The organism is uncultured Roseibium sp., from assembly GCF_947494555.1.
Taxonomy (GTDB): Bacteria; Pseudomonadota; Alphaproteobacteria; order Rhizobiales; family Stappiaceae; genus Roseibium.
On the sequence record NZ_CANLVF010000004.1, the window covers coordinates 42,208 to 65,461 of the forward strand.

Below are 23,254 nucleotides of genomic sequence, written 5' to 3' on the forward strand. Positions count from 1 at the left end.
CGGGCGCCTTTTTTCTTTTCGAAAACGAATGTCAGCCCGGTTCAGAAAGCTTGCCCAACAGGTACCCGATTTTTGGGTAAACTGGTTCTGGCATCTGAAGCCGGGATTTGAAAGCGTTGGCGGACAAGGCCTATACCGGCTATAAACTCTGGATACGAGAATTCTCGCAATACAACCAATGGGAGAAATTCAGGATGCAGACCGCTGCTGACCGTCGTGCCGGTTTCAAGGCTCTTCACGAAAAAGGACGGGCTTTTTTGATGCCCAACCCATTCGATATCGGTTCCGCCCGCATACTCGATGGCATGCGTTTCGATGCCCTGGCGACATCCAGCGCAGGCTACGCCTGGACCCAGGGGGTCCGGGATGCCGAAGGTCTTATCACTCGCGACGCAGCACTCAGCCATGCCGCCGACATCATCAGTGCGACGAGCTTGCCTGTGAACGGAGATCTTGAAAACGGCTTTGGCGACAGTCCGGAAGACGTCGTCGCGACCGTGAAGGGAGCCATCGAAGTCGGCCTTGCCGGGTGCTCTATCGAGGACTACACGACACAACCGAACAATCCTTATTATCCGTTGGACGAGGCGGTCGAGCGCATCAGGGCAGCGGTGGACGCAAAGAACCGCGTCGCGCCGGATTTCGTCCTGACGGCGCGCAGCGAAGGCCCCGTCAAGACACAGCATGAGCTCGACGAGACGATCAAAAGACTGAATGCCTTCATCGCCGTTGGAGCGGACTGTGTCTACGCACCGCAGCTTAAGGACAAAGATCAGATCGCGGCTGTGCTTTCCGCTGTCGACGCGCCCATGAACGTTCTTGCAGGCCGCAAAAACTTTCACCTGACACGAAAAGAACTCGCCGACATGGGAGTTGCCCGCGTGTCGATCGGTCCAGGACTTGCGCGCATCGCATTGGGTGCCTTCGTCGCGGCAGCGGAAGACATGAAGGACGGCGGCGCATTCGGTTGCTTTGATCGGGCCCAGGGCATGAGCGACTTTGAATCCTTCATGAAAGCGCGGCCTTGACGCAGATGGAAGCGGCGGGATCTGCAATCGAACCGAAACGGGCCTTGCCGCAGGATGAAGCGGCAATTCGCGATCTCGCGCGGCGCGCCTATGAGAGATTCATCCCCGTGATGAATGCGGTCCCGCTTCCAATGACGGCCGACTATGGCGCGCTGATCCGGACGGCGGAAGTCTGGGTGGTGCGCGCTGGCCCGGAAATCGCAGCAAGCCTCGTGCTCGTTCCCAAGGACGATCACCTGATGATCGACAGCATCGCCGTCGACCCGGATTGCCAGGGTGGGGGTTTCGGACGCCGGATGCTCGAATGGGCACATCAAAGAGCAAAGCTTTTGGGGCTTGCGGAGCTGCGGCTTTATACGAATGTGCTGATGCATGACAATCGTGCCTGGTACCAGCGCGCCGGCTATGTCGAAACCCACGAAGAACAGCGCGGAGACAAGCGCATCGTTCACATGCGCTTTCAATTCGAACAGGAAAGCTAACCGGTCGCCCAGTAGGTCAACACGATCGGAAGCGTGACCAGCGTCAGGCAGGTGGACACGAAGATGAACCCGGCAACGCCGTGTGCTTCGTCCGGCTGGTGCTGTGAAATGGCCAGATAAGTTGCAACCGAAGGCGGCATGAAGCAGAGCAGGATGATCACGCTTTCGATCTTCGCATCGAGGGTCAGGACGTGCGTGATCGTGAAGGCGGCAACAGCAGAAATCCCGATATGTGCCAGCGACAGGATGACCGCGCGGGAGACCCCGCTCAGTTTCAGCGTTTCCAGACTGTGACCAAGCGTGAGCAGCATGATCGGTATTGCCAGTCCGCCCAGGATCTCGAGACTTTCATCGACCGGACCTGGAATTTTCCATCCGGTCGCCAGGAGAACGAGGGCGACAAACACGGCGTAGATCACGGGCTGCCGGGCCAAGGCTTTCAAATCCGGTTTTCCCATGGGGATCGCGATGCCGATGGTGAAGATTGCCGTGAGGACCACAACGATAAACCCGATCGCAACGGCCGCTCCCTCTGCTCCGAACGCCAGGGTGGCCACAGGCAGACCGATATTGCCGACATTGGAGAGCATCATGGGCGCCAGATAGGCCCTGATCGAAATGCGCATCAGTTTCAGGATTGCAAAACCGATCACACCGAATATCGCGATCATCGCGGCAGCGGCGGCGAGCACTGTCAGAAAGGTTTCCAGTGCAACGTGCTCTTTTGCCAGATGCGACAGAATCAATGTCGGATAGCCGACATTCGAAACAAGCGAGCCGAAGAGTTTCCGGTCGAACGGCGCCTTGAAATATGCAAGCGCATACCCGAGCAGCACACACAGAAGAACAGGCACCATGACATTGGCGACATGTTCGATGATACCCGTCACGCTGTTCCTCCCAACCCTGCCGCTGTTCCAGGTTAGAATTTAAGCGCGCGGTGAATCAACTGTCCCGGCCCTATTCGGGACGTTCCCCGACATAGGCTGCGCGCGGGCGAATTTTCTCATGAGAGGCATATTGTTCCAGAGCGTGTGCGATCCATCCGGTCATGCGTCCTGCGCAAAAAATGATCTTCCCTGCGTCCCTGGGCAGCTCATAGGTTTTCTGGATGACCGCGAGCGCCAGGTCGATATTCGGTGGCAATCCGAACAGATCGTCGGCCGATGAGATCAGCCCGGGCAGACGGTCGACAAACGGGTGGTCGCTTTCGGTCCGAAACAATATGTCGAGCAGGCAATCTGCTCGCGGATCACGCCCCTGATAGACGGAATGGCCGAAGCCGGGCAGTGTTTCTCCACGCGCGAGCCGATCCGCCAGCAAGGCTTCGATATCCGAGTCCGGCTGGATCTCCGCAAGCCAGGCCGTCGCCCGATCCGGCGCAGCGCCGTGCCGAGGTCCCGCAAAGGCACCCAGACCCGACAGGAGAGCCGCATGAAGTGGCGCGCGTGTCGACGCCGCGCATCTGGCCGTAAACGAACTGGTATTGAGTTCGTGGTCCGCGCACAACACAAGCGCTGCACGGATCAGGTTTTTGGCGGAGGCTGAAACACCGAATGCGGACGCGATCTGTGTGTGGATCGGAACCGCGACAGGCTCTCTTTCCAAGAGAGCCGCCACGGAGTAACGCAGCAAAGCAGCCCCTTTTGCCTGCAGAAGTTTGGGCGCGAGTGTAAAAGCGGCTTTGTCCTGGAGCGGCCAGGCGGCCAGCGCCATCATCAGTCGGTCAAGCGCACCAAGACCCGCGGGCAACTCAGGTGGCGGCTTGGGTATGTTGTCGGCAAACGGATCGTCACCCGACGCCCAAAGCAGAGTTGCAACGGTTTCCAGCGTCGACGTTTCGGCCAGCTCTCTTGCCAACCTGCCGCGGTAAACCGGCCCGTCTTCGGAGATCAGCGTCAGCTCGGTTTCCAGGACGGGATCCCCCGTCAGGGGTTTGGTTCCAGTGTGGTCCTCGATCTGCCGGCGCCCTTTCAGGCGCCGGACATCCGCAGCGTCGTACCGCCTCTTTTTCCCGGGTCCTGCGACGGAGGCAATAAGGCCCCGGCTGACATAGGCATAAAGCGTTGCAGGCTGGACACCGAGTTCGGCAGCGGCCTCTCGCGCGGAAAGATAGATAGGTGTGCTCATATATTGATTGTAATTGTCAACATTGATCAATGCAATCACAATCCACTATCAGGCACGTATTCAAAAAGGAGCTGACCATGACAGAAGTGCCAAATCCGGCTCACATGACCCAGGATCCGATTGCCGGCCTGGAAGGGATCGTCGCCGCTACCACCAGTTTGAGCGATGTCGACGGTGAAAAGGGCCTGCTGATCCTGCGCGGACGCAAGATAGAAGACCTTGCCGGCGAGGTGCCGTTCGAACAGGCCGTCGCCCATCTCTGGAAGGGTCTCGTTGACGCGGACCCGCATGCTCTCAGGCTTGCGTTTGGAGAAGCACGCATTGCCGCATTCGCGCTGGTTCCCCTTTTGGAAAGCGCGCCGGAGAAACTTTCCATCTATGAACGCATGCAGCTCGGGCTCACTGCGCTTCCGCAAAATACCGAGCGGGACGCCGCGATCACAATCACCGGGGCGCTGCCGGTGCTGCTGGCCGTGTCCTATCGGCTCGCAACCGGACAGCGCGCACTGGCACCTGACAGTTCACTGCCGGTCGCCGCCGATCTTCTACGCATGCTGACGGGTGAAACTCCGCCCGCTTATCAGGTGGATGCGCTCGATCGGTATCTCGTTACGATCCTCGATCACGGTCTCAACGCCTCCACGTTCACAGCGCGTGTCATTGCATCGACACAGGCGGACATGAAGCATGCGATTCTCGGCGCGATGGGTGCTCTAAGTGGTCCGCTTCACGGCGGTGCCCCAGGGCCTGTCCTCGACATGATCGACGCAATCGGCGCACCCGAAAATGCCGAAACCTGGATCGGTGACGCGCTCGCGCGCAAGGAGCGTCTCATGGGCTTCGGTCACCGGATCTATCGCACACGGGATCCACGCGCAGATGTTCTCAAGGCCGGGCTCAAGCTGCTGGGCAACGACAATCCGAAAGTCGGGCTGGCGGAAGACATTGAATGCGCGGCACTTGCAGCGCTCAAGAAAGCAAAGCCGGATCGCCCGCTCGACACCAATGTGGAGTTTTATACCGCCGTTCTCCTGGATGCGATCGGCATAGACCGCTCCCTGTTCACACCGCTCTTTGCCGCCGGGCGCACACCAGGCTGGTGTGCTCATGTTCTGGAGCAGCAGCGAAACGGCAAACTCATTCGCCCGGCTTCCCACTATGTAGGGCCGATGCCGGAGTAGAGTTCAATAGGAGAAGAACTTACAAAGTGGCTGCCCCGGCCTTGAGCCGGGGCTGCGTTACTTCAAGCTGCAGGTCCCGGATCAGGTCCGGGGCGGCATTCAATAGCCCGAAGTTGCGCTGGAAAGCCTATTCGGCCATTTCCGCTTCGCGGACGGCCAGCTCGATCTCATTGATCAGGCCTTCCTCAAGACCAAGTCTCGCGGCCAGCATCTGCAGATAAGCCCGCTCGGCCGGATGGTCGGGATCAATGGCGAGCCGTGAGGCAGCATAAATTTCTGCAGCTGTTTCGGGGCAGCTCGCGCTGGCAACGACCTTGTCGAGATCAAGCGGCGATCTCAACTCGTCCATCAGGAAAGCCTTGGCTTCACTGTCGAGACCGGCTTCGTCAATCTTGTCGAAGATCCTGTCCTGTTCCTCACGGTCGATATGGCCATCAGCCTTTGCCGCCGAGATCATCGCGGTAAGAAGCGCCACGGCAAACTGGTTCTCGCCGCCTGGCTGCTGTGCCGGGTCGAATGCGGTGCCGCGCGGGGCTTCCAGCGGGATCGGCTCGTCCTGCGGATATTGCGGGCGCGGGGCGTTCTGCTGGTTTGCCTTGTGTCCCTGATAGGCCTTGTAGGCAAGTCCGGCCACCAGGGCGAGGCCACCATAAGTCACGGCTTTCTTGCCAATTTTCCGTCCGGATTTCGAGCCGAGCATCAAACCGGCCAAACCGCCAAGTGCAAGACCGCCGCCCTGCGAAGACAGAAAATCCTTGCCCTGCGACAACAGATCTCCCGATCCGCCGCGCTGTGCAGCTGCGCCGCCGCGGCGGTCATACTGGCCGCCGGACTGCCCCCCGGACTGGCCGCCCATGAACTGGTCCAGCAAGGATTTTGCGTCAAACATCAATAGCTCCCTTCAACGGCCCCTCGCGGGGCAAATCACAGTCGCCCTAACAAATGGGATTTTCTGCCGATCCCGCAAGATTGCGTTACATTTGCGTACAGTTTTAAGGTCATCCCGATCGACTGGAAATCGAAAACACATGACAACCGGAAAAACACACGCGGCGTCACCGTTCATTCAGATGGTTTTGTTTGCGATTCTTTGCATCTGCGCGTCTGTGCCCGCCTTTTCCGAAGAGCCGGCGGATTCCTATTCCACAATTCAAGACGTCTCATTGAAGAATTCATTTGTCGAGGCGCTGTCTTCCGCCGGTGTAAGTTCGACCGAAAATCTGGTGTCGTTCCATGAGCCCGCTCCGCTTGCCGACGGGACGGACGAACAGGTCCATGTTCACGTTGTTCAGGACCGCGGCCTCCCTGGAGGCGCTGAGTACCCGACTTATGTCTTCAGAACCGCCGGCGGAGTGGACGAGCCTGCACTGATTTACCGGACAAACGCCGGCACCCGCCTGTACACCCACTCTGATATCGTTCCCGACAGCGGGTGCGTGATCTCTGCGAAAGCGGGCTATTCGGATATCTGTCTCGCGGATGCCCAGGGGAATGCGGCGCCGGAACTGCCCGGTCTGCGTAAGGATTTCTGGTCGGATCTGATCAGACTGTTCGGGCTCTGAAGTCTGTTTCGAGGCCTTTGAGATCCCCCGGTGGCCAGCATCGGAACTGGCACGTCCCTACTTCAATGGCAGTAAGTTGTCGTCCTTCAGCGTCTCCATCGCGATCGAGGAGCGCACGTGCTGGACCGCCTCCTGCGGCAGCAGATCATCGTTGATGATGCGGCTCAGGCTCTTGAGATCCGGAACGATGATTTTCAGCATGTAGTCAACGTCTCCGGTCAGTGTGTGCGCTTCCTGCACCTCCGGCATGGCAATCACGACGTTCCGGAACTTCCGGGCATTTTCCTTGCTATGCGCACCGAGTGTGACACCGATATAGGCGGTCACGGTCAGCCCGAGCGCATCCGGACTGAGGGCTGCCCGGTAGCGGCGGATCACACCGCTGTGTTCCAGCTTCTGCCGCCGTCTGGAGACCTGACTTGGCGACAGGCTGATAACCTCGCCCAGTTCGGCGTTGGTCAGTGCGGCATTTTCCTGCAGAGCGGCAAGCAGCTTCACATCGTAACCATCCAACGCATCATTCATGCAAGTTCTTTCTCTCTTACACACATTCTGTGCAGAAGCTTACGCGAAATTACGTGGAATGCACACACCCTGCGCGTTGTTCGCGGCATTCTAGGTTCAATGACCGCATTTAAAAGGAGAGCACCCGATGGGACCGTTTCCGCACGACGCACCCCCTGCGCAGATAACGCCTCAAAATCCGGCCGGAACCGATGGCTTTGAATTCGTGGAATTTGCGCATCCGGAACCGGAGAAACTGGACGCGCTGTTCCGCCGGATGGGATACCAGCCGGTTGCGAGGCACAAGACCAAGAACATCACGCCGTACCGGCAGGGCGACATCACCTACGTGCTGAATGCGGAGGCCGGCAGCCACGGAATGAATTTCGTCGACGAGCACGGTCCTTGCGCACCGGCAATGGCCTGGCGTGTTGTGGACGCTCAGCATGCCTACAAGCATGCGGTCGCAAACGGTGCGACGCCCTATGAAGGAGATGACAAGACGCTGGATGTTCCGGCTATTGTCGGCATCGGCGGATCATTGCTCTATTTCGTCGACACCTATGGCGACAGGGGGTCCGCCTATTCAAACGACTTTAACTGGCTTGATGAGGTCGATCCGAAACCGGAAGGCATCGGCTTTTATTATCTCGACCACCTGACCCATAACGTCTTTCGCGGCAATATGGACAAGTGGTGGAACTTCTATCGCGACCTCTTCAATTTCAAGCAGATCCACTTCTTCGACATTGACGGGCGCATCACCGGCCTGGTCAGCCGCGCGATTACAAGCCCTTGCGGCAAAATCCGTATACCGCTCAACGAATCCAAGGACGACACGAGCCAGATCGAGGAGTTCCTCAAGAAGTATCGCGGCGAGGGCATCCAGCATATCGCGGTCGGCACGGACGACATCTATGACAGCACCGACAAGCTGGCTGCCAACGCGTTGAAATTCATGCCGGGACCTCCTGAAACCTATTACGAGATGTCTCGTGACCGGGTTCAGGGTCATGACGAGCCGATCGACCGCATGAAACAGCACGGCATCCTGATCGACGGCGAAGGCGTCATTGACGGCGGCATGACAAAAATCCTCCTGCAGATTTTTTCAAAGACCGTCATCGGGCCGATCTTCTTCGAGTTCATCCAGAGAAAGGGAGATGAAGGCTTCGGCGAAGGCAATTTCCGCGCCCTGTTCGAGTCGATCGAAGAGGACCAGATCCGCCGGGGCGTTCTGAACACGGAAGCCGCCGAATAATTCAGGATCCGGCAATCAACCGTATTGCGCATGAACCGCCTCTCTGCTCGCGAGGCGGTTCATTTTTTTCGCTTGCCGGATGCTCGGTAAAAATATCGAGCACATGAAAAAGAGCGTTTCATTTTGGTACGTTTTTGAGCTGGCGACGCACAACCCTTTGTTGCCTAAGTAATTGTATTTTTTATATTTTTCAAAAAAATTTATCACCGGCAATTCTGTAACTATCTGATTTTATTAGACTTTCCCGAATGAGCGTTAAGTCTCTGAATTTTTTTCGAATTTTTTTTGATTTTCCGTGGAAGAACAACGGCCTCGATGGGTTTTGTTTTACAGAGGCTGCCGTGTAGGCCCTCTGTTGCATTGTCTAAGCACACTAACTTTCACCTCCGCGTTCGCGCGGAGGTTTTTTTTGTGTTTGTGCAGTTCGCAGCAAGTTCAGCGCCGCACCTTTTTCTCCAGAACATCCCAGACCATGGCTGCAACGTCCGGGCCACCGAGCATCTGAATGGCGCGGAGCCGGTCGGCGCGGTGACGTTGATTTCCGTCAGACGCGCGAAAATGTGTGCGGCCTGCCCAACCCATTTCTGTTTAACCCGGACGCTTTGAAATGAGCTGTGAGACGAGGCCGCGCCATTCATTCGCTTAGGCACCGATAGCTCTTGCGTTGCCTGTTGCCGTTTTCGCGTCAAACAACAAACTTGGCGTAGACCCATCCAGTTCTGACCACTTTGCCGGTCGCGTTATAGACATTGACCATCAGCCAGTTGCCGTCGCGTTCAAGGATCATCAGTTGGGTGCCATCCTTCAGCGCCGTTATGACGTCGAAATGCATCCCGGGCCCCTGACGAAGATTAAGCGTGTCCCCAGGTGTATTTGAGAAAACAAAGTTGTCGGTATTGTCGGACAGATCTTCGGTCGTCATCATCCGGAACGAGTCGAAGTCGAAAGCAGGGCCTGGATCCCACTTGCGCCCAACTGAAATGTCGTCATGTCCGACAAGTTCCTGCCGCCCATATGTATCTATGAGAACGCGGACGATTGCCGCTGCTGTCTCAATCTGCACGTCAGGATATGGCTCCCATCCAATTAGGCCGGCTGTGCCGTTCGGGTTGCCGTTTTTGTGTTTCGCCAATACCGGACTTGCAACTTCCGTCTTTCCGGTCCAGGACCACCACGTGCCCCCTTTTTTCTGCAGATAGCCCCAGTTCGCAAGTTCAATGCCGAACGCCCAGGTATTGAGACCAGGGCGACCCTTCCACGTCGATTTTCCCGCGTGGTTTGCGCCTGTGTCAAAGTCGACGCACTGAATAACCTCTCCGTCGCGTCCGATCACGATATGCGCCGAAGACTTAAACTTGTTATTCGGATCTCGGAACCATTCCGCGCTTGAAGAAGCAGTTGCGCCGAATGTGAAATGCATGACAGTGGTACTTGGCGTACTGGCGAACTTACCATTCGTATGGGCAGCAGGCGACATGATGCGCCTCACCAGTTTTCCGTTTTGCATCAAACGATGCTTCTTATCGATCTTGAACATGCAATCCTCCCACGTAATTTACTAGTAAAAACGCGGGAAAATTACACTAAATAGTCGCCAATTTCAATCTAAGATTGAACTTACGTTACGCTATCTTACCTTTTTCTCCAGAACATCCCAGACCATGGCTGCAACGTCCGGGCCACCGAGATTCTGAATGGCGCGGATGCCGGTCGGCGCGGTGACGTTGATTTCCGTCAGACGCCCGTCGATCACATCGATGCCGACCAGGATAAGTCCCTTTTCCTTTAGGCTGGGTCCGAGGCGGGCGCATATGCCGCGTTCGGTTTCGGTCAGATCGCTGTCGGTCGGCGCGCCGCCGCGCACCATGTTGGAGCGCAGGTCGCCTTCAGCGGGAACACGATTGACCGCGCCTGCGAATTCGCCGTCAACGAGAAGGATGCGCTTGTCGCCATGTTTCACATTAGGCAGGAACTGCTGGATCACCCAGGGTTCGCGGAACGTGGCATCGAAGAAATCATAAAGTGAGCCGTAGTTGAGATCATCCCGGGTGATGCGGAAGACGGCGGCCCCACCATGACCGAACAGAGGCTTCATGACGATGTCGCCATATTCTTCGCGAAAGAGATCGATCTCCGCCCGATCCTTCGTGATCAGCGTCGGCGGCATCAGATCGGCAAAGTCGGTGACGAACAGTTTTTCGGGCGCGTTGCGAACTTCCCTGGGGTCATTCACGACCAGCGTGTCCGGGTGTATTTTTTCAAGAATATGCGTTGCGGCAATGTAGGAAAGATCGAAAGGCGGGTCCTGACGCATCAGCACCACATCCATCTCGCGCATGTCCATCCGCATCCTGTCGCCGAGCGTGAAGTGATTGCCCTTCTCGTCACGCACCTGCACGGGTTCCAGGGCACAGAAAACCTCGTCGCCGCGCAGCGAAAGCCGGTCTGGCGTATAGTGATAGAGTTCGTGTCCGCGGGCCTGTGCTTCCAACATCATGGCAAAGGCACTGTCGCCCGCGATGTTGATCGACGAGATATGGTCCATCTGGACCGCTACTTTCAAAGCCATGAGGCAACTCCCGGCAGGTGCGCTGACAAGCGCAGAGGGATTTCAGAACGATTGGTCCAGATATGCGTTGGCGATCGTGCTTTGTCCAGTGGCCGGAGGTCGCAACGTTTTTGCGCGAACCTGGATACGCTGTCCCGGGATCCGATCCATTTGCCCGCAGACGCAATCGATCACAACCAGATTGGGAGTTGTATCCGCGCAAAAAGGGTCTGGAAGCGAGTGGATCCCCGATCAAATCGGTGGTGACCACTTTGTTGAAGTTTGAAGTATTCAGCCTACTCCCAAGCCTCGAACGCGTTTTCGATCCGCTCCGGCAACGCCCAGGGACGGATGACGACAATATCGAAGCGGAGCGTGAAAAACCCGGCCTTGGGATGTTCGGTGACGAAGATCCTTGCCGCACGAGAAATGCGTTTCTGGCTCGCCGGCGTGACAGCCTCCAACGCAGCCTCTCGCGTCTTGCGGGCCTTGACTTCAACGAAGGCGACCGTCTTGCGTTTCTTGGCAATCAGGTCGATTTCACCGGCTTTCGTCTTGTACCTGCGCTTCAGAACACGCCAACCTGTCAAACGCAGATACCAGGCTGCCCAGGTCTCCGCATTCAAACCCAGGGCGTACGCCTTCCGGCGTCTGTCCGGCCTGCCGCCCTGCAAGCTCAAGTTCCTCCCGATTTCAGATCGAGTGCCCGCTTATAGACATCGTTCCGGTCAAGACCTGTCGCCTTGGCGACTTTCTTTGCGGCAGCGCTGACCGGCATGTCACCGAGTGCTTCAATCAATAGAGCGTCCAGGTCGGAGGCTTTGGCTTCGGGCTTTTCTTCCGGTGGCCCGACGAGGATGACGATTTCGCCCTTGACCTGCGTTCCCTCGAACCGCCCGGCCAGTTCCACGAGCGAACCGCGCTCAAAGGTCTCGAAGCGCTTGGTGAGCTCACGGGCGACAACTGCGTCCCGGCCTTCACCAAGCACCTTCGCCATCAATTCCAGAGTGGCCGCCGTCCGATGAGGCGATTCGAAAAAGATCAGCGTGGCGCGAACACCTGCCAGCTCTTCGAGCCTTTTGGTCTTGGGGCCACCCTTTTGCGGCAGGAACCCGGCAAAAAGCACCGTGTCGCTCGGCAGACCCGACGCAACGAGACCGCTCAGCGGAGCCGATGCGCCCGGAATCGGGATCACCTTGTGTCCGCCTGCAAGGACTGCATGAACCAGCCGGTAACCTGGATCAGACACAAGGGGCGTTCCGGCGTCAGAGACCAGGGCAACCGCCCCGCCAGCATCGAGTTCCGCCAATATTCTGGGCCGTTGCTTCTCCGCATTGTGCTCGTGATAGGCGAGCAGAGGCGTCTTGAGGCCGAATTTCTGGGTCAGGGTTGCCGTGACGCGCGTATCTTCACAGGCGATCAGGGCGCTGGCGGCCAGTGTTTCCAGAGCCCGCACCGTTATGTCCCCCAAGTTACCTATCGGGGTGGAAACGATATAAAGCGCAGGCTCCAGATTTGGAGCGGAAAAGGCGTGTTCGGAGAGACTGTAGCGATTCTTGTCCGCTGCGGTGACGGTTCCCATGAAGTCTCCCTTCTGTTCCTGCCGGAATATGGGTCTCGTGTCTGCGCTAACCGCAGTGGTTGCCTGATGCAAGGTAAATCCACTGTTCTTAAAGCAGATTTGCCACTGAAAAGCCGCTAAAACTGGACATTCTTCCGGTGAAACCGTAAGTCTTCCCTTCGGTGGAAAAACAAAAAATGGCAAGTGCAATGCGGTGCAAAACCGGACAGCAACAGAGACGGCAGTTCCTGAAAGTGGCGCTCGCCTGCAGCAGCGCGCTCGCGCTTTCCGGATGCCTTGGCTCCTCACTCGGATCGCTGCCGGGTGACCAGGTTCAGCCAACCGGCCAGCCCGCGACGACAGGCGAGGTGATTGGAACAGGCAGCGTTCGTGTGGGCCTCCTGCTGCCTTTGGGCAGCAGCGGCGGCAATACCTCGATCGGAACAGTTTTCAAGAATTCTGCTGCACTTGCGCTCCAAAACTTTCCCAACGCAGACGTCCAGCTGCTGGTAAAGGACACCGGCGGCACGGCTGAAGGCGGGCGCAGCGCGGCACAGTCCGCAATTTCCGAAGGTGCGGAGCTGATCCTGGGCCCCGTCTTTTCACCGGCGGTTTCAGGTGCGGCAGCTGCGGCCCGTGCAACCGGCGTTCCTGTCATTGCATTTTCAACGGACACATCCGTTGCTGCGCGCGGTGTCTATCTGCTGAGTTTCCTGCCGGAGACCGACATCAAGCGCATCATCGGATACGCCAACAGCCAGCAGAAAAGGTCCTACGCTGCGCTTATTCCGGAAGGCTCTTACGGCGCGGTCGCGGAAGCCGCTTTCCGTCAGGAAGTCGGACGCGGCGGCGGCAGGATCGCGACCATACAGCGTTACCGGATGACCGGATCGGATACTTCCGACCTCGTTGCCAAGGCGTCTTCGCTCAACTCCGTCATAAACAGTATCGACGCCCTTTTCGTACCGGCTGGGGGAAATGTTCCGGCGCTGGTTATGCAAACGCTGGTGAGCCAGGGCGCAAGCATCGGCAACGTCAAGCTGCTTGGTTCCGGCCAATGGGATTCGGCGCAGGTCAAGAACAACCAGATACTTGCAGGCGCCTGGTTTGCCGGGCCCGAAGACAAGGGCTTTCAGGGCTTCGCGCAGCGATACCAGAGCACATACGGTTCACCGCCGCCGCGCAATTCCAGCCTTGTCTATGACGGCGTGACGCTCGCCGCCGGGCTGATCCGCTCCGCGGGCCCTCAGCGTTTTCAGCAGAGCATCCTGACCAATCGCGACGGGTTCATAGGCATAGACGGACTGTTTCGCTTCAAATCGAACGGGCTCAATGAACGCGGCCTTGCCGTCTACCAGATCACCGGCAGGGGTACCGAAGTCATTTCACCGGCACCAAGAGATTTCCGGACCGGTTTCTGATACATCTTCGGCATCGGGAGTAAAGTGTCCATGCTCAACGGCAAAGAGATCGTCTTGGTTATCAGCGGCGGCATCGCCGCCTACAAGTCGCTCGATCTGATCCGCCGGCTCAAGGAGCGTGGCGCGCGCGTCGTCCCGATCATGACAACCGGCGCACAGGAATTCGTAACACCGCTTGCGGTCGGCGCTCTCAGCGCGGAAAAGGTCTTCACGAACCTGTTCGACCGCGAAGCCGAACACGACGTGGGTCACATCCGGCTTGCGCGCGATCACGATCTCATCCTGATTGCTCCGGCGACGGCCAATCTCATGGCAAAGATGGCGCACGGGATTGCCGACGACCTGGCAACCGCGGTCCTGCTTGCAACGGACAAACCTGTCCTCGCCGCCCCGGCCATGAACCCGAAGATGTGGCAGGATCCTGCAACCCTGCGAAATGTTTCCGCGCTTCAGGAGCGCGGTATCCGGTTTGTCGGTCCGGCGCGCGGAGAAATGGCGGAAAAAGGCGAGGCCGGTGTCGGCCGCATGAGCGAACCTTTGGAAATTGCCGCCGCCGCCGCCGGCCTGATGCGCGAAGACGCTGTCAGGCGAAACCTGCTGCCACTTGCAGGCAAACATGTCCTGATTACCTCGGGACCGACCCATGAGCCGATCGACCCGGTCCGTTACATCGCCAACCGTTCGTCCGGCAAACAGGGTCATGCCCTGGCGGTTGCTGCCTACGAAGCGGGCGCACGGGTGACGCTTGTGTCCGGTCCTGTCGACCTGCCTGATCCGGACAATGTTGAAACGATCCACGTTGAATCGGCTGGGGAGATGCTCAACGCCGCCAAAGCGGCATTGCCGGCCGATATCGCAATTATGGCGGCAGCCGTTGCTGACTGGCGCGTCGCAACGGAGGGATCACAAAAAATCAAAAAGGACGGCAGTGGCAAGCCTCCGGCGCTCGAACTGGTCGAAAACCCGGACATCCTGTCGACCATCGGGCATCACAAAAGCCTGCGCCCTATGCTCCTGATCGGATTTGCTGCCGAGACCCAGAACCTGATCGACAACGCACGCTCGAAACTTGAGCGCAAAAACGCGGACTGGATCATCGCCAACGACGTCAGCCCCGAAACGGGCATCATGGGCGGCGATGCCAATGCGGTTCGTCTTGTCAGCCGCACTGGTGTTGAAGACTGGCCCCGGATGGCGAAAGGCGATGTTGCACGAAAGATCATTGCCAGGGCTGCAGCAGCTTTGAACGGGCAATAACGCCGTGTTGTCCGACAGGGCCGAGCCCCGGGCTCTTTCATCTGCACCCCTAATCGCCATCAACTTCTTAGAGGATCACGGCCGCCCACCTTCAGGAGATCTCGACCGCTTATCATGCAGCGAAGCGGAAATAGCTCATGCTGATCGAGCCGTATTCGTAGCTTCTGTGCAGCAGTTCAGGCGGTGTCCCCCTTCCTGCAGCGCCCAACGCGAAAAATAACGGCAACAAGTGTTCTTCCGTCGGATGATTGCGCCGGAAATCAGGTGCGGCTTCAAGGTCGCTGAAATATTCGATCGAGCCTTCCCTGAGGCCCATATCGAGCCACTTGTCAAAATCCACGGCCCACTTTTGTGCGCTTGACCCCTGGGGATGAATTTCACGAAGATTGTGTGTCGTGCTGCCGGACCCGATGATCAGCACACCCTGTTCCTTCAACGGAGCGACTGCCCGGCCGAGGTTAAAGACAGTTTCGGGAGTGCTGCCGTTGGGCAGCGACAGCGCCGTGACGGGCACGCCGGCACCTGGAAAGGCGAGAGAAAGCGGCACCCACGCGCCGTGATCCAGGCCCCATTTACTGTCGAGTTCAACATCATAACCGGCGGCTTCCAGGTGTTTTGCAGCCTCGTCAACCTGGTCCTCGACCGCGTTGGCGGGATAGGAAATGTCGTAGAGTTCGGCGGGAAATCCCCGGAAATCATGATAGGTGCGCAGCGGGCCCGGTGCTGAAAGTTTCAGGCCATCCGTTTCCCAGTGGGCGGAAAGGATCAAGATGCCTTTTGGCTGATTTGCGTCATTCCCAAAGGATTTCAGAAAGCGGCTTGCGTCCGTGTCCGCCAGTGCCAGGGTCGGCGCGCCGTGGGCAAAAAAGACGGGTTGGATAGGGTCCTGGGCTGCTGTCATCGGTTCTCTACTTCACTCAACTGGCTTCCTGACTTCCAAGATAAGCCTGCTTTGGTGAACGAGAAGGTCACTTTTCGAAGAAGGGCTGTTCCGGATTCAGGAACAATCACACCTTCAAATAAATGCGCCGCTCCCGGGTTCATGAGAGCGGCACCGTATTTTGTACAGCGATCAGACTTAACGGTAGCCCACATTTATGAGCTGAACGCGCCGATTGATCCCCGAATCCGGCTTGGCTGGATCCCTGAGCTGTTCTTCGCCGAGGCCTACCGCCTGAAGATATTCGCCGGGAACCTGAAAAGTGGTCACCAGCGCTTCACGCACCGACTGGGCCCGCTTGATTGAAAGCTCGAGATTGTAATCGCGCGGGCCTGTCGCGTCGGTATGGCCGACGATGAAGAAAGTCTGCCCCTGGAGGTAGGGCGTGTGCAGGGCATCAGCGATCAGACCCACGGTTTCGTAGGATTCCGGCTTGATGCGGGCAGAGTTCAGATCAAACGTGATTTCGACATTGAACTGTCGCAGCGATGCAAGCTTGTCCCAAAGTGGGAGATTGGCTGGCGCATTCGCTCCGGGATATTTCTGGATGTTCTCAAAGGCTGCTTTTTGCAGTTCATCCGCGCTGACATCGACTTCCTGTTGAGCCCCTTGCAGCGAATTGATGATTTCGTTGCGGCTGAGTTTGGTCTGCGCAGACACACCAGACACGGTAACGGCAACGAAGGCAGCCGAAAGACCGGCGAGCAGATACTTTTTCATGATAGTCCCCCGGGAAACGTTAGCGGTATCCGGCCAGATCAATGGCGGTGTTGCATTTTTTGCCGACGGAAGGCTGCGCCTTCAGAAGGCAGCGCAGAACATGACCGGCACCCGGTTTCACGCCTTTGCAATATTGGGCTGCATCCCGCTGGCAGATCTTGGGGGCAGCGGCCTGCGCCGCAAGGCGTTCCTGAATGAGCGTAACCACAACTGCGCGGTCGGCATTGCATTTCTGGGAAACCTTGGCCTGGTTCTGGTCCAGGCACTTGCCGATACCATTGTTCGCCAGGGTCGCGGACTTGCAGTAGGTTTCTATGTCCTTGCCGCAACTTGCCGACAGGATCTTGATAGCCTCGGCAAAGCCCACTGTCTGCGCAAGAGCTGCTGGAGCCGTCGCCAGCAAGATACCCGTTGCGAATGCGAAAATCATGCGTCTCATGTTGCAAATCTCCCAACCAAGGCAACATTACGATGGGGCAGAGTGTTTCAGGAGCTCGCCTAAACTTCAAGGTGTTCGCAGAAAAATATATGAAGAAAAACAAACCCTTGCCAATCTTGACAAGTGCTGCCGAATATCGTCCCTCGTCTCAATTCAAAGTGGGGATCTACAGATGCGCGTAACACTGGAACTGAAACGCCTCGATCACGGCAGAGACCTGCCATTGCCCGCCTATCAATCGGACCTCGCAGCGGGGCTGGACCTTGTTGCGGCCGTCGCAGCGCCCGTCACGCTCGCGCCCGGCGCACGTGCCCTTGTTCCAACGGGATTGTCGATGGCCCTGCCGGCAGGTTTTGAAGCACAAATCCGGCCCCGATCCGGTCTCGCAGCCAAGCACGGTATCACCGTTTTGAATACTCCTGGAACAGTGGACGCGGACTACAGAGGAGAGGTGAAGGTCATCCTGATCAACCTTGGCGACGCTCCCTTTGAAATCGTTCGGGGCGAACGGATCGCGCAGATGGTTATCGCCCCTGTTCTGCAGGCGGCACTCGAAGAGGTTGACGAACTGTCTGACACGGCGCGCGGCAGTGGCGGGTTCGGTTCGACTGGGCGCGGTTAAAGGAATTCCGGATGGACCCAAGTCTTATCATTTTTGATTGCGACGGCGTTCTCGTCGATACAGAACGGCTGACAAACCAAACGATGGCATCGCTCGTCACTGACCTGGGCTTTCCGATGACAGGCCCGGAATGCCAGCAGCGCTTCATGGGGCGCCCCCTCGAGACTATCCAGGACATGATCGAGAAGCTGGTCGGCAAGACGTTGCCTGACGACTGGCCGGATCAGGTGCGAAAGCGCGATCTGGAGAGCTTCAAGGCCGGGGTCTCGCAGATACCCGGCGTTGCCGGTGTGCTGGATTATCTCGATACCAGGGGAACGCCGTATTGCGTCGGCTCGTCCGGCAAATACGAAAAAATGCATGCGACACTCGGCAGCTCCGGTCTCCTGGCGCGACTGGAAGACAAACTCTTTTCTTCGCAGGATTGCGAAAAAGGCAAACCCGCACCGGACGTTTTTCTGCTGGCAGCGCGCACAATGGGCAAGGCGCCGGAAGACTGCGCAGTCGTCGAAGACAGCCTTCCAGGCGTTCTGGCGGGAAGGGCGGCCGGAATGCGCGTTTTCGCATTTGTCCACGACCCCGCCTGTGACCGGACCGCGCTGCGGGGTGCGGGCGCAGTGCTCTTCGAGCATATGGAAGATCTGCCCGGCTTGCTCTTTTCCAACCCGTGAAGACTTTCTGCGAGACGATTTTACGCCTAGAGTTTCGCGGGATGAAAGCGCCCGGGGCACTTCAACGGACGGATTGAGGTGCCCTGGAAGAGATGACGCCGCAAAACCGGTGTCCGAGAAATCAGGGAGAGATGCCATGACAATGAAGACGAGCGGCCGGGGAAAAATCTATTCTTCCATTACCGAAACGATTGGCGACACACCGATTGTCCGGCTCGACAGGCTCGCCCAGACCCATGGCGTCAGGGGAAATCTTCTGGCCAAACTTGAATTCTTCAATCCGATCGCAAGCGTCAAGGACCGCATTGGCGTCGCCATGATCGAGGCAATGGAGCGGGACGGCAAGATCGCACCAGGAAAATCGACGCTTGTGGAGCCGACATCAGGCAATACCGGTATTGCCCTGGCCTTTGTTGCGGCTGCGAAAGGTTATCGCCTCATCCTGGTCATGCCGGAAACCATGTCGGTCGAGCGCAGAAAGATGCTGCTGATCCTTGGCGCAGAACTGGAGCTGACCGATGGCGCCAAAGGCATGAAGGGCGCAATTGCGCGCGCCGAGGAACTCGTGAGCGAGATCGATGGAGCGGTGATCCCGCAACAATTCGAAAATCCGGCAAATCCGGAAATTCACCGCAACACGACGGCGGAAGAAATCTGGAACGATACCAGCGGTGCCATCGACGTCTTCGTCTCCGGTATCGGCACCGGAGGGACAATCACAGGCGTTTCCCAAGTGCTCAAGCAGCGTAAACCGGATCTGCATGTGGTCGCCGTAGAGCCGACCGACAGCCCGATCCTGTCCGGCGGCGAGCCCGGACCTCACAAGATCCAGGGCATCGGCGCGGGCTTTGTACCCGGCGTTCTGGACACCGAGGTTTTCGATGAAGTCGCAACGGTCTCCAACGACGATGCCTTTGCCATGGCCCGGGAAGTCGCAAAGATGGAAGGCTTGCCCGTCGGCATCTCGTCCGGTGCTGCCCTCACCGCTGCGATCAGGGTCGGCCAGCGCGACGGCATGGACGGCAAGAATATCGTGGTGATTATCCCCTCTTTTGCGGAACGCTACCTGTCGACAGCCCTGTTCGAAGGACTTTGAGGCGTAGCATCCGCACTGCGCCCGAACGCGCAAAAACGAGGGGCGATTGCCCCTCGCTTTCCAATACCTCTCTTTCACATCACGACAGGTGATAGACCTCCTGAAGGCCATAGACAGGCGTTTCCAGTCCTTCCATCCGTGCTTTCAACTGCAGCGACAGGAATTGCGAATAGTGGCGCGACTGGTGGAGATTGCCGCCGTGGAACCATAGGGCATCCTGCTGGGTCGGCTTCCACATATTGCGCTGTTCGCCTTCCCACGGGCCCGGATCTTTGGTGGTGTCTGACCCCAGACCCCAGACCTTGCCGACTCTGTCGGCCTTTTCCTGTCCCATGAGATCGGCAACCCAGCCGTTCATCGAGCCATACCCTGTCGCATAGACGATGACGTCAGCTTCCAGTTTGGACCCGTCGTCAAGGACAACGCCGTCTTCGACCACTTCGGTCACCTGCCCCCGTTTCAACTTGATTTCACCGTCGATTATGAGCTGGCTCGCTCCGATATCGATGTAATACCCTGAACCCCGGCGCAGATATTTCATGAAGAGGCCGCTGTCGTCGTCGCCCCAGTCCAGCCAGAACCCGGCCTTTTCCAGTCCCTCGTAAAAATCCGCGTCCCGCTTTTTCATTTCAGCATAAGCCGGTATCTGGAATTCGTGCAGAATGCGGTAGGGCAGCGAGGCGAAGATCAGGTCGGCTTTTTCCGTTGTCATTCCGGCGCGTACAGCTTCTTCGGAGTAAAGCGCGCCCAGCCCGACATCCATCAGCGTGTCGGAGCGGACGATGTGCGTCGATGACCGCTGGACCATTGTCACGTCGACATCACTCTCCCAAAGCGCGGCGCAAATGTCGTGTGCCGAGTTGTTGGAACCGACGACAACGGCTTTTTTGCCGCGATAGGCGTCGGGTCCGGGATGCTTCGACGAATGATGCTGGTCACCGCGGAAGGTTTCCATGCCCGGGAACTGCGGCACATTCGCCTTGCCCGACATCCCGGTCGCCATCACAAGCTGCTTTGGCCGAAGCGTGATTTCCTCGCCGTTTCGTTCAACAACGATGGCCCATTCCTTCGTGGCCTCGTCATAGCTTGCCGACTTGGCGACGGTTTCGGTCCAATAATTCAGCTCCATCACCTTCGTATACATTTCCAGCCAGTCACCAATCTTGTCCTTAGGGCTGAAGATCGGCCAGTTTTCCGGAAACTTGATGTAGGGCAGGTGGTCGTACCAGACCGGGTCATGCAGGCAGAGCGACTTGTAGCGGTTGCGCCAGCTGTCTCCGGGGCGACCGTTCTTTTCGATTATGATGGTCGGAACGCCGAGTTGGCGCAGACGGGCTCCAAGGGCGATGCCGCCTTGGCCGCCACCAATGATCACGCAGTAGGGCTGGACCGTATGTCCCAGTTCCGCGTCTTCACGCTCGCGCTCTTCCTTCCAGGTCGGCCTGTGTTTGCCGGCACCGTGCTTGGCGCCCAACGGCCTCTGGAACCCTTTGGGCTCCTCATGACCCTTCAGTTCGACCATTGTCGTCAAGAGGGTCCAGATCTTGTCATCCTTCAAGCGAATCAGACCGAAACAACGCGCAAGCTTCGTCTCGAACTGGATCCAGGCCGTAATGATGCCGCCTTCCTCGGTCGGAACCTCGCCTTCGGCCAAAGTCCAGTTGCTGGGCGCAATCGTGCTCAGCTGCCGGGTAAGCATATCCCGGACCTGTTCCTTTCCCTCGACTGTCTTGATGTTCCATGTGAAGGCGACCAGGTCGCGCCAATAACAGTCGTCCTGAAAAAGGTTGACGGCTTCTTCGACGTTGCCGCCTTCCAGGGCGTCGCCGAAAGTCTTCAAAAAGGTCTCGGTCTTATGGACCAAAGGTGTATCGAGCATTCTTTTCCTCCCGTTTCATACCGGGGAGGATTGCAGAGAAGTCGGCCGGTTCGCCATGTCGTGCGTGTTGATTGATTAAGTAAAGCCGAAGAATCGTCTTCATCTGTTGCGCACGCAACAAAGTGCAACGCCGCATCGCAGGTCAAAATACGCGCAAAAGCACTGTCAGCGTCTGTTCGACAGACCGGCCTTTCGCATGCGGCGCAGGATTGTGGACCGATTGACACCAAGCCGCCGAGCGACGAGGGACATGTTCCAGTCACAGGCATCAAGCAACGCTTCAAGATCCTGTTCCGGCGGCTGCTCCACCGGTCCCGACACCACCGGCTGGGGCAGGTCCGGTAAATCGATGACATCGCCGTCGACAAGCGCCATGGCAATCTCCAGCGCCGTCGACAATTCGCGGATGTTGCCCGGCCAATGCCGCCCGTTCAATTCGGCGCGGGCTGCCGGTGACAGGCGATAGTCCCTGGGAGATCGTCTGAGCAGGCGTTCAACGAGCCAGTCAAAATCCTTCCTGTGCCGAAGTGGCGGGATGGAAATCATCGATCCGGCCAGCCTGAAGTACAGTTCCGGTCTAAGGCCTTGCAAATCAACCGGTTTGGCGGGGTCCTGTCGCATCGATGCGACTACTCGCAGGTCGCTTCGCGCCTCGAGCAGCGCAAGGAGGAGCGACTGACTTTCGTCATCCAGATCCTCGATACCACGCAAAAACAGGGTCCCTGCGCCCGCCTCTGCGATCGCGTCGACCTTTTCCTTTTTCAGCGCGGCGCAAAAGAGCGTGTGAAAGGCACGGTTGGCCGGTCCGAGCACATGAATTGCTCTTGCAAGATATTCCTTGCCGGTTCCGGTTTCGCCAACCAGCAGGATCGGCACCTGTGTCGCGGCCAACCGGTCCACCTTTGCGGCCAGCTGCGCCAGAACCGGATCCGGACCGCAGAAACCGCGCAAGGGCCCGGACAAAGCACCCGTGGTCTGCGGGCGCGGCCCTCTCGGAGTTTGCGGAGCGATCGCGTGACCGTAGAGACCGCGTCCATCCCGCAGGCGCAACACACGTTCTTCCGGCGGGCGTCCACGCATGAGATCGGGCATATCGTCGATGCTCATATCCATATGCTGGTCGATGCGCGTTCCGATGAGGTCGGCTGCATCCATTGCCCCAAAGCAGGTCAAGGCGCCTCGTGTCATGCCCGTGATGTGCCCGCTTTCGTCCAGCGCGACGGCAGCCTCGGGATCAACTTCCAGGAACTCCGCCGACGTTGAAAAGCGCAGAACCCATTCCCGGCGCTTCATGGCCATGAGATTTGCCATCTCAACGCGCCGCGCAGACGCCTTCACCAGGTTCATTGCCAGGTTCTGGCTTGACTTGGGGCTGGGTGAGCGCAGCAGGGAGACATCCAGAACGGCCGCGAGATTGCCACTCGTGTCGAAAATCGGTGCAGAGGTGCATGACAGCGGCGTGTGCGACAGCCCGAAGTGATCACCCTGGTGAATGGTGACCGCTTCGCCGGTCACGATACAGGACCCGACCCCGCAGGTTCCGGCCAGGTCTTCCGACCAGTCGGATCCGAGATAAAGCCCTGCCTGGCGCAGCTCTTCTTGAAATCTGGGGTCACCGAAAAAATCGACACTTATGCCTTTCGCGTCCGCCAGGATCAGGACGTAGTTTTGCCCCGCGACCTGCTTGAAGAGCGTTTGCAGGCCCGACCGGGCAGTCGCGATCAACCGTTCGGATTGTTCCTGATGCTCCCGGAGCCGCTGCTCCGTCACGATATGTGCCGGTTCTGGCCGCGTCGGATCCATGCCATAGGTCTGGACGCATCGCCGCCAGCTTTCGGAGACAAGTTCATCCCTGCCGGTTTCGTGTCCCCTCAGGACCCGGTCGATTTCGCTGACGTGTTCTGTGTCGCGCATGCCATCCTCCCGGGCAAAGCGCCTTAACGATAGACCGA

The 23,254-nt window shown here is 58.1% G+C and carries 23 protein-coding genes and 1 pseudogene; 10 read left to right on the forward strand and 14 right to left on the reverse strand.

The genetic code is table 11. The annotated features are described in order from the left end of the window. The first annotated feature begins 107 nt into the window (after positions 1-107). Positions 108-1,028, forward strand: a complete 921-nt coding sequence (locus tag Q0915_RS19080) for an isocitrate lyase/phosphoenolpyruvate mutase family protein (protein WP_299477262.1) — start codon at positions 108-110, stop codon at positions 1,026-1,028. A gap of 5 nt (positions 1,029-1,033) precedes the next feature. After that, positions 1,034-1,510, forward strand: coding sequence for a GNAT family N-acetyltransferase (locus Q0915_RS19085; RefSeq protein ID WP_299479093.1), 477 nt, complete (start codon positions 1,034-1,036; stop codon positions 1,508-1,510). Here the strand turns inward: Q0915_RS19085 and Q0915_RS19090 are convergent. Both Q0915_RS19090 and Q0915_RS19095 read right to left on the reverse strand, forming a co-directional pair. Beyond that, positions 1,507-2,400 carry an AEC family transporter gene (locus Q0915_RS19090; RefSeq protein WP_299477265.1) on the reverse strand — a complete coding sequence of 298 codons (894 nt, stop codon included), beginning with the start codon at positions 2,398-2,400 and terminating at the stop codon, positions 1,507-1,509. The two genes, Q0915_RS19085 and Q0915_RS19090, sit on opposite strands and share 4 nt — an antisense overlap. A 70-nt stretch (positions 2,401-2,470) precedes the next feature. Then, positions 2,471-3,640, reverse strand: coding sequence for a citrate/2-methylcitrate synthase (locus Q0915_RS19095; protein WP_299477268.1), 1,170 nt, complete (start codon positions 3,638-3,640; stop codon positions 2,471-2,473). 77 nt (positions 3,641-3,717) lie between these two features. On the opposite strand from Q0915_RS19095, the gene Q0915_RS19100 reads away from it, so the two are divergent. After that, positions 3,718-4,821 carry a citrate synthase/methylcitrate synthase gene (locus Q0915_RS19100; RefSeq protein WP_299477271.1) on the forward strand — a complete coding sequence of 368 codons (1,104 nt, stop codon included), beginning with the start codon at positions 3,718-3,720 and terminating at the stop codon, positions 4,819-4,821. Positions 4,822-4,948: 127 nt separating this feature from the next. On the opposite strand, the gene Q0915_RS19105 is transcribed toward Q0915_RS19100, so the two are convergent. Then, on the reverse strand, positions 4,949-5,710 hold the full coding sequence (locus Q0915_RS19105; protein ID WP_299477274.1) for a tellurite resistance TerB family protein: 762 nt from the start codon (positions 5,708-5,710) through the stop codon (positions 4,949-4,951). Between the two features lie 139 nt (positions 5,711-5,849). Here Q0915_RS19105 and Q0915_RS19110 point away from each other — a divergent pair, with 139 nt between their 5' ends. Beyond that, entirely contained in the window at positions 5,850-6,383 is a 534-nt protein-coding gene (locus tag Q0915_RS19110) for a hypothetical protein (protein WP_299477277.1), read from the forward strand. 57 nt (positions 6,384-6,440) lie between these two features. On the opposite strand, the gene Q0915_RS19115 is transcribed toward Q0915_RS19110, so the two are convergent. Beyond that, on the reverse strand, positions 6,441-6,908 hold the full coding sequence (locus Q0915_RS19115) for an Lrp/AsnC family transcriptional regulator (RefSeq protein WP_299477280.1): 468 nt from the start codon (positions 6,906-6,908) through the stop codon (positions 6,441-6,443). A 127-nt stretch (positions 6,909-7,035) separates the two neighbouring features. Here Q0915_RS19115 and hppD point away from each other — a divergent pair, with 127 nt between their 5' ends. Further along, positions 7,036-8,148, forward strand: coding sequence for a 4-hydroxyphenylpyruvate dioxygenase (gene hppD, locus Q0915_RS19120; RefSeq protein WP_299477282.1), 1,113 nt, complete (start codon positions 7,036-7,038; stop codon positions 8,146-8,148). Positions 8,149-8,583: 435 nt separating this feature from the next. Here the strand turns inward: hppD and Q0915_RS19125 are convergent. The 5 genes and pseudogenes from Q0915_RS19125 to rsmI all read right to left on the reverse strand — a co-directional run. Next, positions 8,584-8,696, reverse strand: a pseudogene (locus tag Q0915_RS19125) (glutathione synthase); the annotation flags it as partial. Between the two features lie 137 nt (positions 8,697-8,833). After that, complete coding sequence (locus Q0915_RS19130) at positions 8,834-9,685, reverse strand: N-acetylmuramoyl-L-alanine amidase (protein WP_299477285.1); 852 nt, start codon at positions 9,683-9,685, stop codon at positions 8,834-8,836. A 90-nt stretch (positions 9,686-9,775) separates the two neighbouring features. Continuing rightward, positions 9,776-10,717, reverse strand: coding sequence for a glutathione synthase (gene gshB, locus Q0915_RS19135; protein WP_299477288.1), 942 nt, complete (start codon positions 10,715-10,717; stop codon positions 9,776-9,778). 275 nt (positions 10,718-10,992) lie between these two features. Continuing rightward, positions 10,993-11,376, reverse strand: a complete 384-nt coding sequence (locus Q0915_RS19140; protein ID WP_299544389.1) for a YraN family protein — start codon at positions 11,374-11,376, stop codon at positions 10,993-10,995. Then, the gene (rsmI, locus tag Q0915_RS19145; protein ID WP_299477294.1) at positions 11,373-12,278 is read right to left on the reverse strand and encodes a 16S rRNA (cytidine(1402)-2'-O)-methyltransferase; all 906 of its coding nucleotides are present in this window, start codon (positions 12,276-12,278) and stop codon (positions 11,373-11,375) included. Before rsmI ends, Q0915_RS19140 begins: the two co-directional genes overlap by 4 nt. 176 nt (positions 12,279-12,454) lie before the next feature. On the opposite strand from rsmI, the gene Q0915_RS19150 reads away from it, so the two are divergent. Both Q0915_RS19150 and coaBC read left to right on the forward strand, forming a co-directional pair. Then, complete coding sequence (locus Q0915_RS19150) at positions 12,455-13,678, forward strand: penicillin-binding protein activator (protein ID WP_299477297.1); 1,224 nt, start codon at positions 12,455-12,457, stop codon at positions 13,676-13,678. A gap of 30 nt (positions 13,679-13,708) precedes the next feature. Next, positions 13,709-14,935 (forward strand): bifunctional phosphopantothenoylcysteine decarboxylase/phosphopantothenate--cysteine ligase CoaBC, encoded by a 1,227-nt coding sequence (coaBC, locus tag Q0915_RS19155; RefSeq protein ID WP_299477300.1) that lies wholly within the window; start codon positions 13,709-13,711, stop codon positions 14,933-14,935. A gap of 112 nt (positions 14,936-15,047) precedes the next feature. Here coaBC and Q0915_RS19160 read toward each other — a convergent pair whose 3' ends face one another. The 3 genes from Q0915_RS19160 to Q0915_RS19170 form a co-directional block, all read right to left on the reverse strand. After that, positions 15,048-15,836, reverse strand: coding sequence for a class III extradiol ring-cleavage dioxygenase (locus Q0915_RS19160; protein ID WP_299477303.1), 789 nt, complete (start codon positions 15,834-15,836; stop codon positions 15,048-15,050). A gap of 177 nt (positions 15,837-16,013) precedes the next feature. After that, complete coding sequence (locus tag Q0915_RS19165) at positions 16,014-16,595, reverse strand: OmpA family protein (protein WP_299477305.1); 582 nt, start codon at positions 16,593-16,595, stop codon at positions 16,014-16,016. 19 nt (positions 16,596-16,614) lie between these two features. Then, positions 16,615-17,034 carry a hypothetical protein gene (locus Q0915_RS19170; RefSeq protein WP_299477308.1) on the reverse strand — a complete coding sequence of 140 codons (420 nt, stop codon included), beginning with the start codon at positions 17,032-17,034 and terminating at the stop codon, positions 16,615-16,617. Between the two features lie 172 nt (positions 17,035-17,206). Here Q0915_RS19170 and dut point away from each other — a divergent pair, with 172 nt between their 5' ends. The 3 genes from dut to cysK all read left to right on the forward strand — a co-directional run bounded on the left by dut (position 17,207) and on the right by cysK (position 19,423). Next, positions 17,207-17,656, forward strand: a complete 450-nt coding sequence (dut, locus tag Q0915_RS19175; RefSeq protein WP_299477311.1) for a dUTP diphosphatase — start codon at positions 17,207-17,209, stop codon at positions 17,654-17,656. A gap of 11 nt (positions 17,657-17,667) precedes the next feature. Next, positions 17,668-18,327 (forward strand): HAD family hydrolase, encoded by a 660-nt coding sequence (locus tag Q0915_RS19180; RefSeq protein ID WP_299477314.1) that lies wholly within the window; start codon positions 17,668-17,670, stop codon positions 18,325-18,327. 136 nt (positions 18,328-18,463) lie between these two features. Continuing rightward, positions 18,464-19,423 carry a cysteine synthase A gene (gene cysK / locus Q0915_RS19185; protein ID WP_299477317.1) on the forward strand — a complete coding sequence of 320 codons (960 nt, stop codon included), beginning with the start codon at positions 18,464-18,466 and terminating at the stop codon, positions 19,421-19,423. Between the two features lie 79 nt (positions 19,424-19,502). Here cysK and Q0915_RS19190 read toward each other — a convergent pair whose 3' ends face one another. Further along, positions 19,503-21,302 (reverse strand): NAD(P)/FAD-dependent oxidoreductase, encoded by a 1,800-nt coding sequence (locus tag Q0915_RS19190; RefSeq protein ID WP_299477320.1) that lies wholly within the window; start codon positions 21,300-21,302, stop codon positions 19,503-19,505. Between the two features lie 165 nt (positions 21,303-21,467). Further along, on the reverse strand, positions 21,468-23,216 hold the full coding sequence (locus Q0915_RS19195) for a sigma-54-dependent Fis family transcriptional regulator (RefSeq protein ID WP_299477323.1): 1,749 nt from the start codon (positions 23,214-23,216) through the stop codon (positions 21,468-21,470). Between the last annotated feature and the right edge of the window lie 38 nt (positions 23,217-23,254).

Excerpts from the sequence above, each read along its gene's own strand:
- Q0915_RS19160 (WP_299477303.1), bottom strand. The coding sequence starts at position 15,836 with ATGACAGCAGCCCAGGACCCTATCCAACCCGTCTTTTTTGCCCACGGC.
- rsmI (WP_299477294.1), bottom strand. The coding sequence starts at position 12,278 with ATGGGAACCGTCACCGCAGCGGACAAGAATCGCTACAGTCTCTCCGAA.
- Q0915_RS19115 (WP_299477280.1), bottom strand. The coding sequence starts at position 6,908 with ATGAATGATGCGTTGGATGGTTACGATGTGAAGCTGCTTGCCGCTCTG.
- Q0915_RS19110 (WP_299477277.1), top strand. The coding sequence starts at position 5,850 with ATGACAACCGGAAAAACACACGCGGCGTCACCGTTCATTCAGATGGTT.
- Q0915_RS19165 (WP_299477305.1), bottom strand. The coding sequence starts at position 16,595 with ATGAAAAAGTATCTGCTCGCCGGTCTTTCGGCTGCCTTCGTTGCCGTT.
- coaBC (WP_299477300.1), top strand. The coding sequence starts at position 13,709 with ATGCTCAACGGCAAAGAGATCGTCTTGGTTATCAGCGGCGGCATCGCC.
- hppD (WP_299477282.1), top strand. The coding sequence starts at position 7,036 with ATGGGACCGTTTCCGCACGACGCACCCCCTGCGCAGATAACGCCTCAA.
- Q0915_RS19105 (WP_299477274.1), bottom strand. The coding sequence starts at position 5,710 with ATGTTTGACGCAAAATCCTTGCTGGACCAGTTCATGGGCGGCCAGTCC.
- Q0915_RS19095 (WP_299477268.1), bottom strand. The coding sequence starts at position 3,640 with ATGAGCACACCTATCTATCTTTCCGCGCGAGAGGCCGCTGCCGAACTC.
- dut (WP_299477311.1), top strand. The coding sequence starts at position 17,207 with ATGCGCGTAACACTGGAACTGAAACGCCTCGATCACGGCAGAGACCTG.
- Q0915_RS19085 (WP_299479093.1), top strand. The coding sequence starts at position 1,034 with ATGGAAGCGGCGGGATCTGCAATCGAACCGAAACGGGCCTTGCCGCAG.
- cysK (WP_299477317.1), top strand. The coding sequence starts at position 18,464 with ATGACAATGAAGACGAGCGGCCGGGGAAAAATCTATTCTTCCATTACC.
- Q0915_RS19100 (WP_299477271.1), top strand. The coding sequence starts at position 3,718 with ATGACAGAAGTGCCAAATCCGGCTCACATGACCCAGGATCCGATTGCC.
- Q0915_RS19170 (WP_299477308.1), bottom strand. The coding sequence starts at position 17,034 with ATGAGACGCATGATTTTCGCATTCGCAACGGGTATCTTGCTGGCGACG.
- Q0915_RS19190 (WP_299477320.1), bottom strand. The coding sequence starts at position 21,302 with ATGCTCGATACACCTTTGGTCCATAAGACCGAGACCTTTTTGAAGACT.
- Q0915_RS19130 (WP_299477285.1), bottom strand. The coding sequence starts at position 9,685 with ATGTTCAAGATCGATAAGAAGCATCGTTTGATGCAAAACGGAAAACTG.
- Q0915_RS19150 (WP_299477297.1), top strand. The coding sequence starts at position 12,455 with ATGGCAAGTGCAATGCGGTGCAAAACCGGACAGCAACAGAGACGGCAG.
- Q0915_RS19180 (WP_299477314.1), top strand. The coding sequence starts at position 17,668 with ATGGACCCAAGTCTTATCATTTTTGATTGCGACGGCGTTCTCGTCGAT.
- gshB (WP_299477288.1), bottom strand. The coding sequence starts at position 10,717 with ATGGCTTTGAAAGTAGCGGTCCAGATGGACCATATCTCGTCGATCAAC.
- Q0915_RS19195 (WP_299477323.1), bottom strand. The coding sequence starts at position 23,216 with ATGCGCGACACAGAACACGTCAGCGAAATCGACCGGGTCCTGAGGGGA.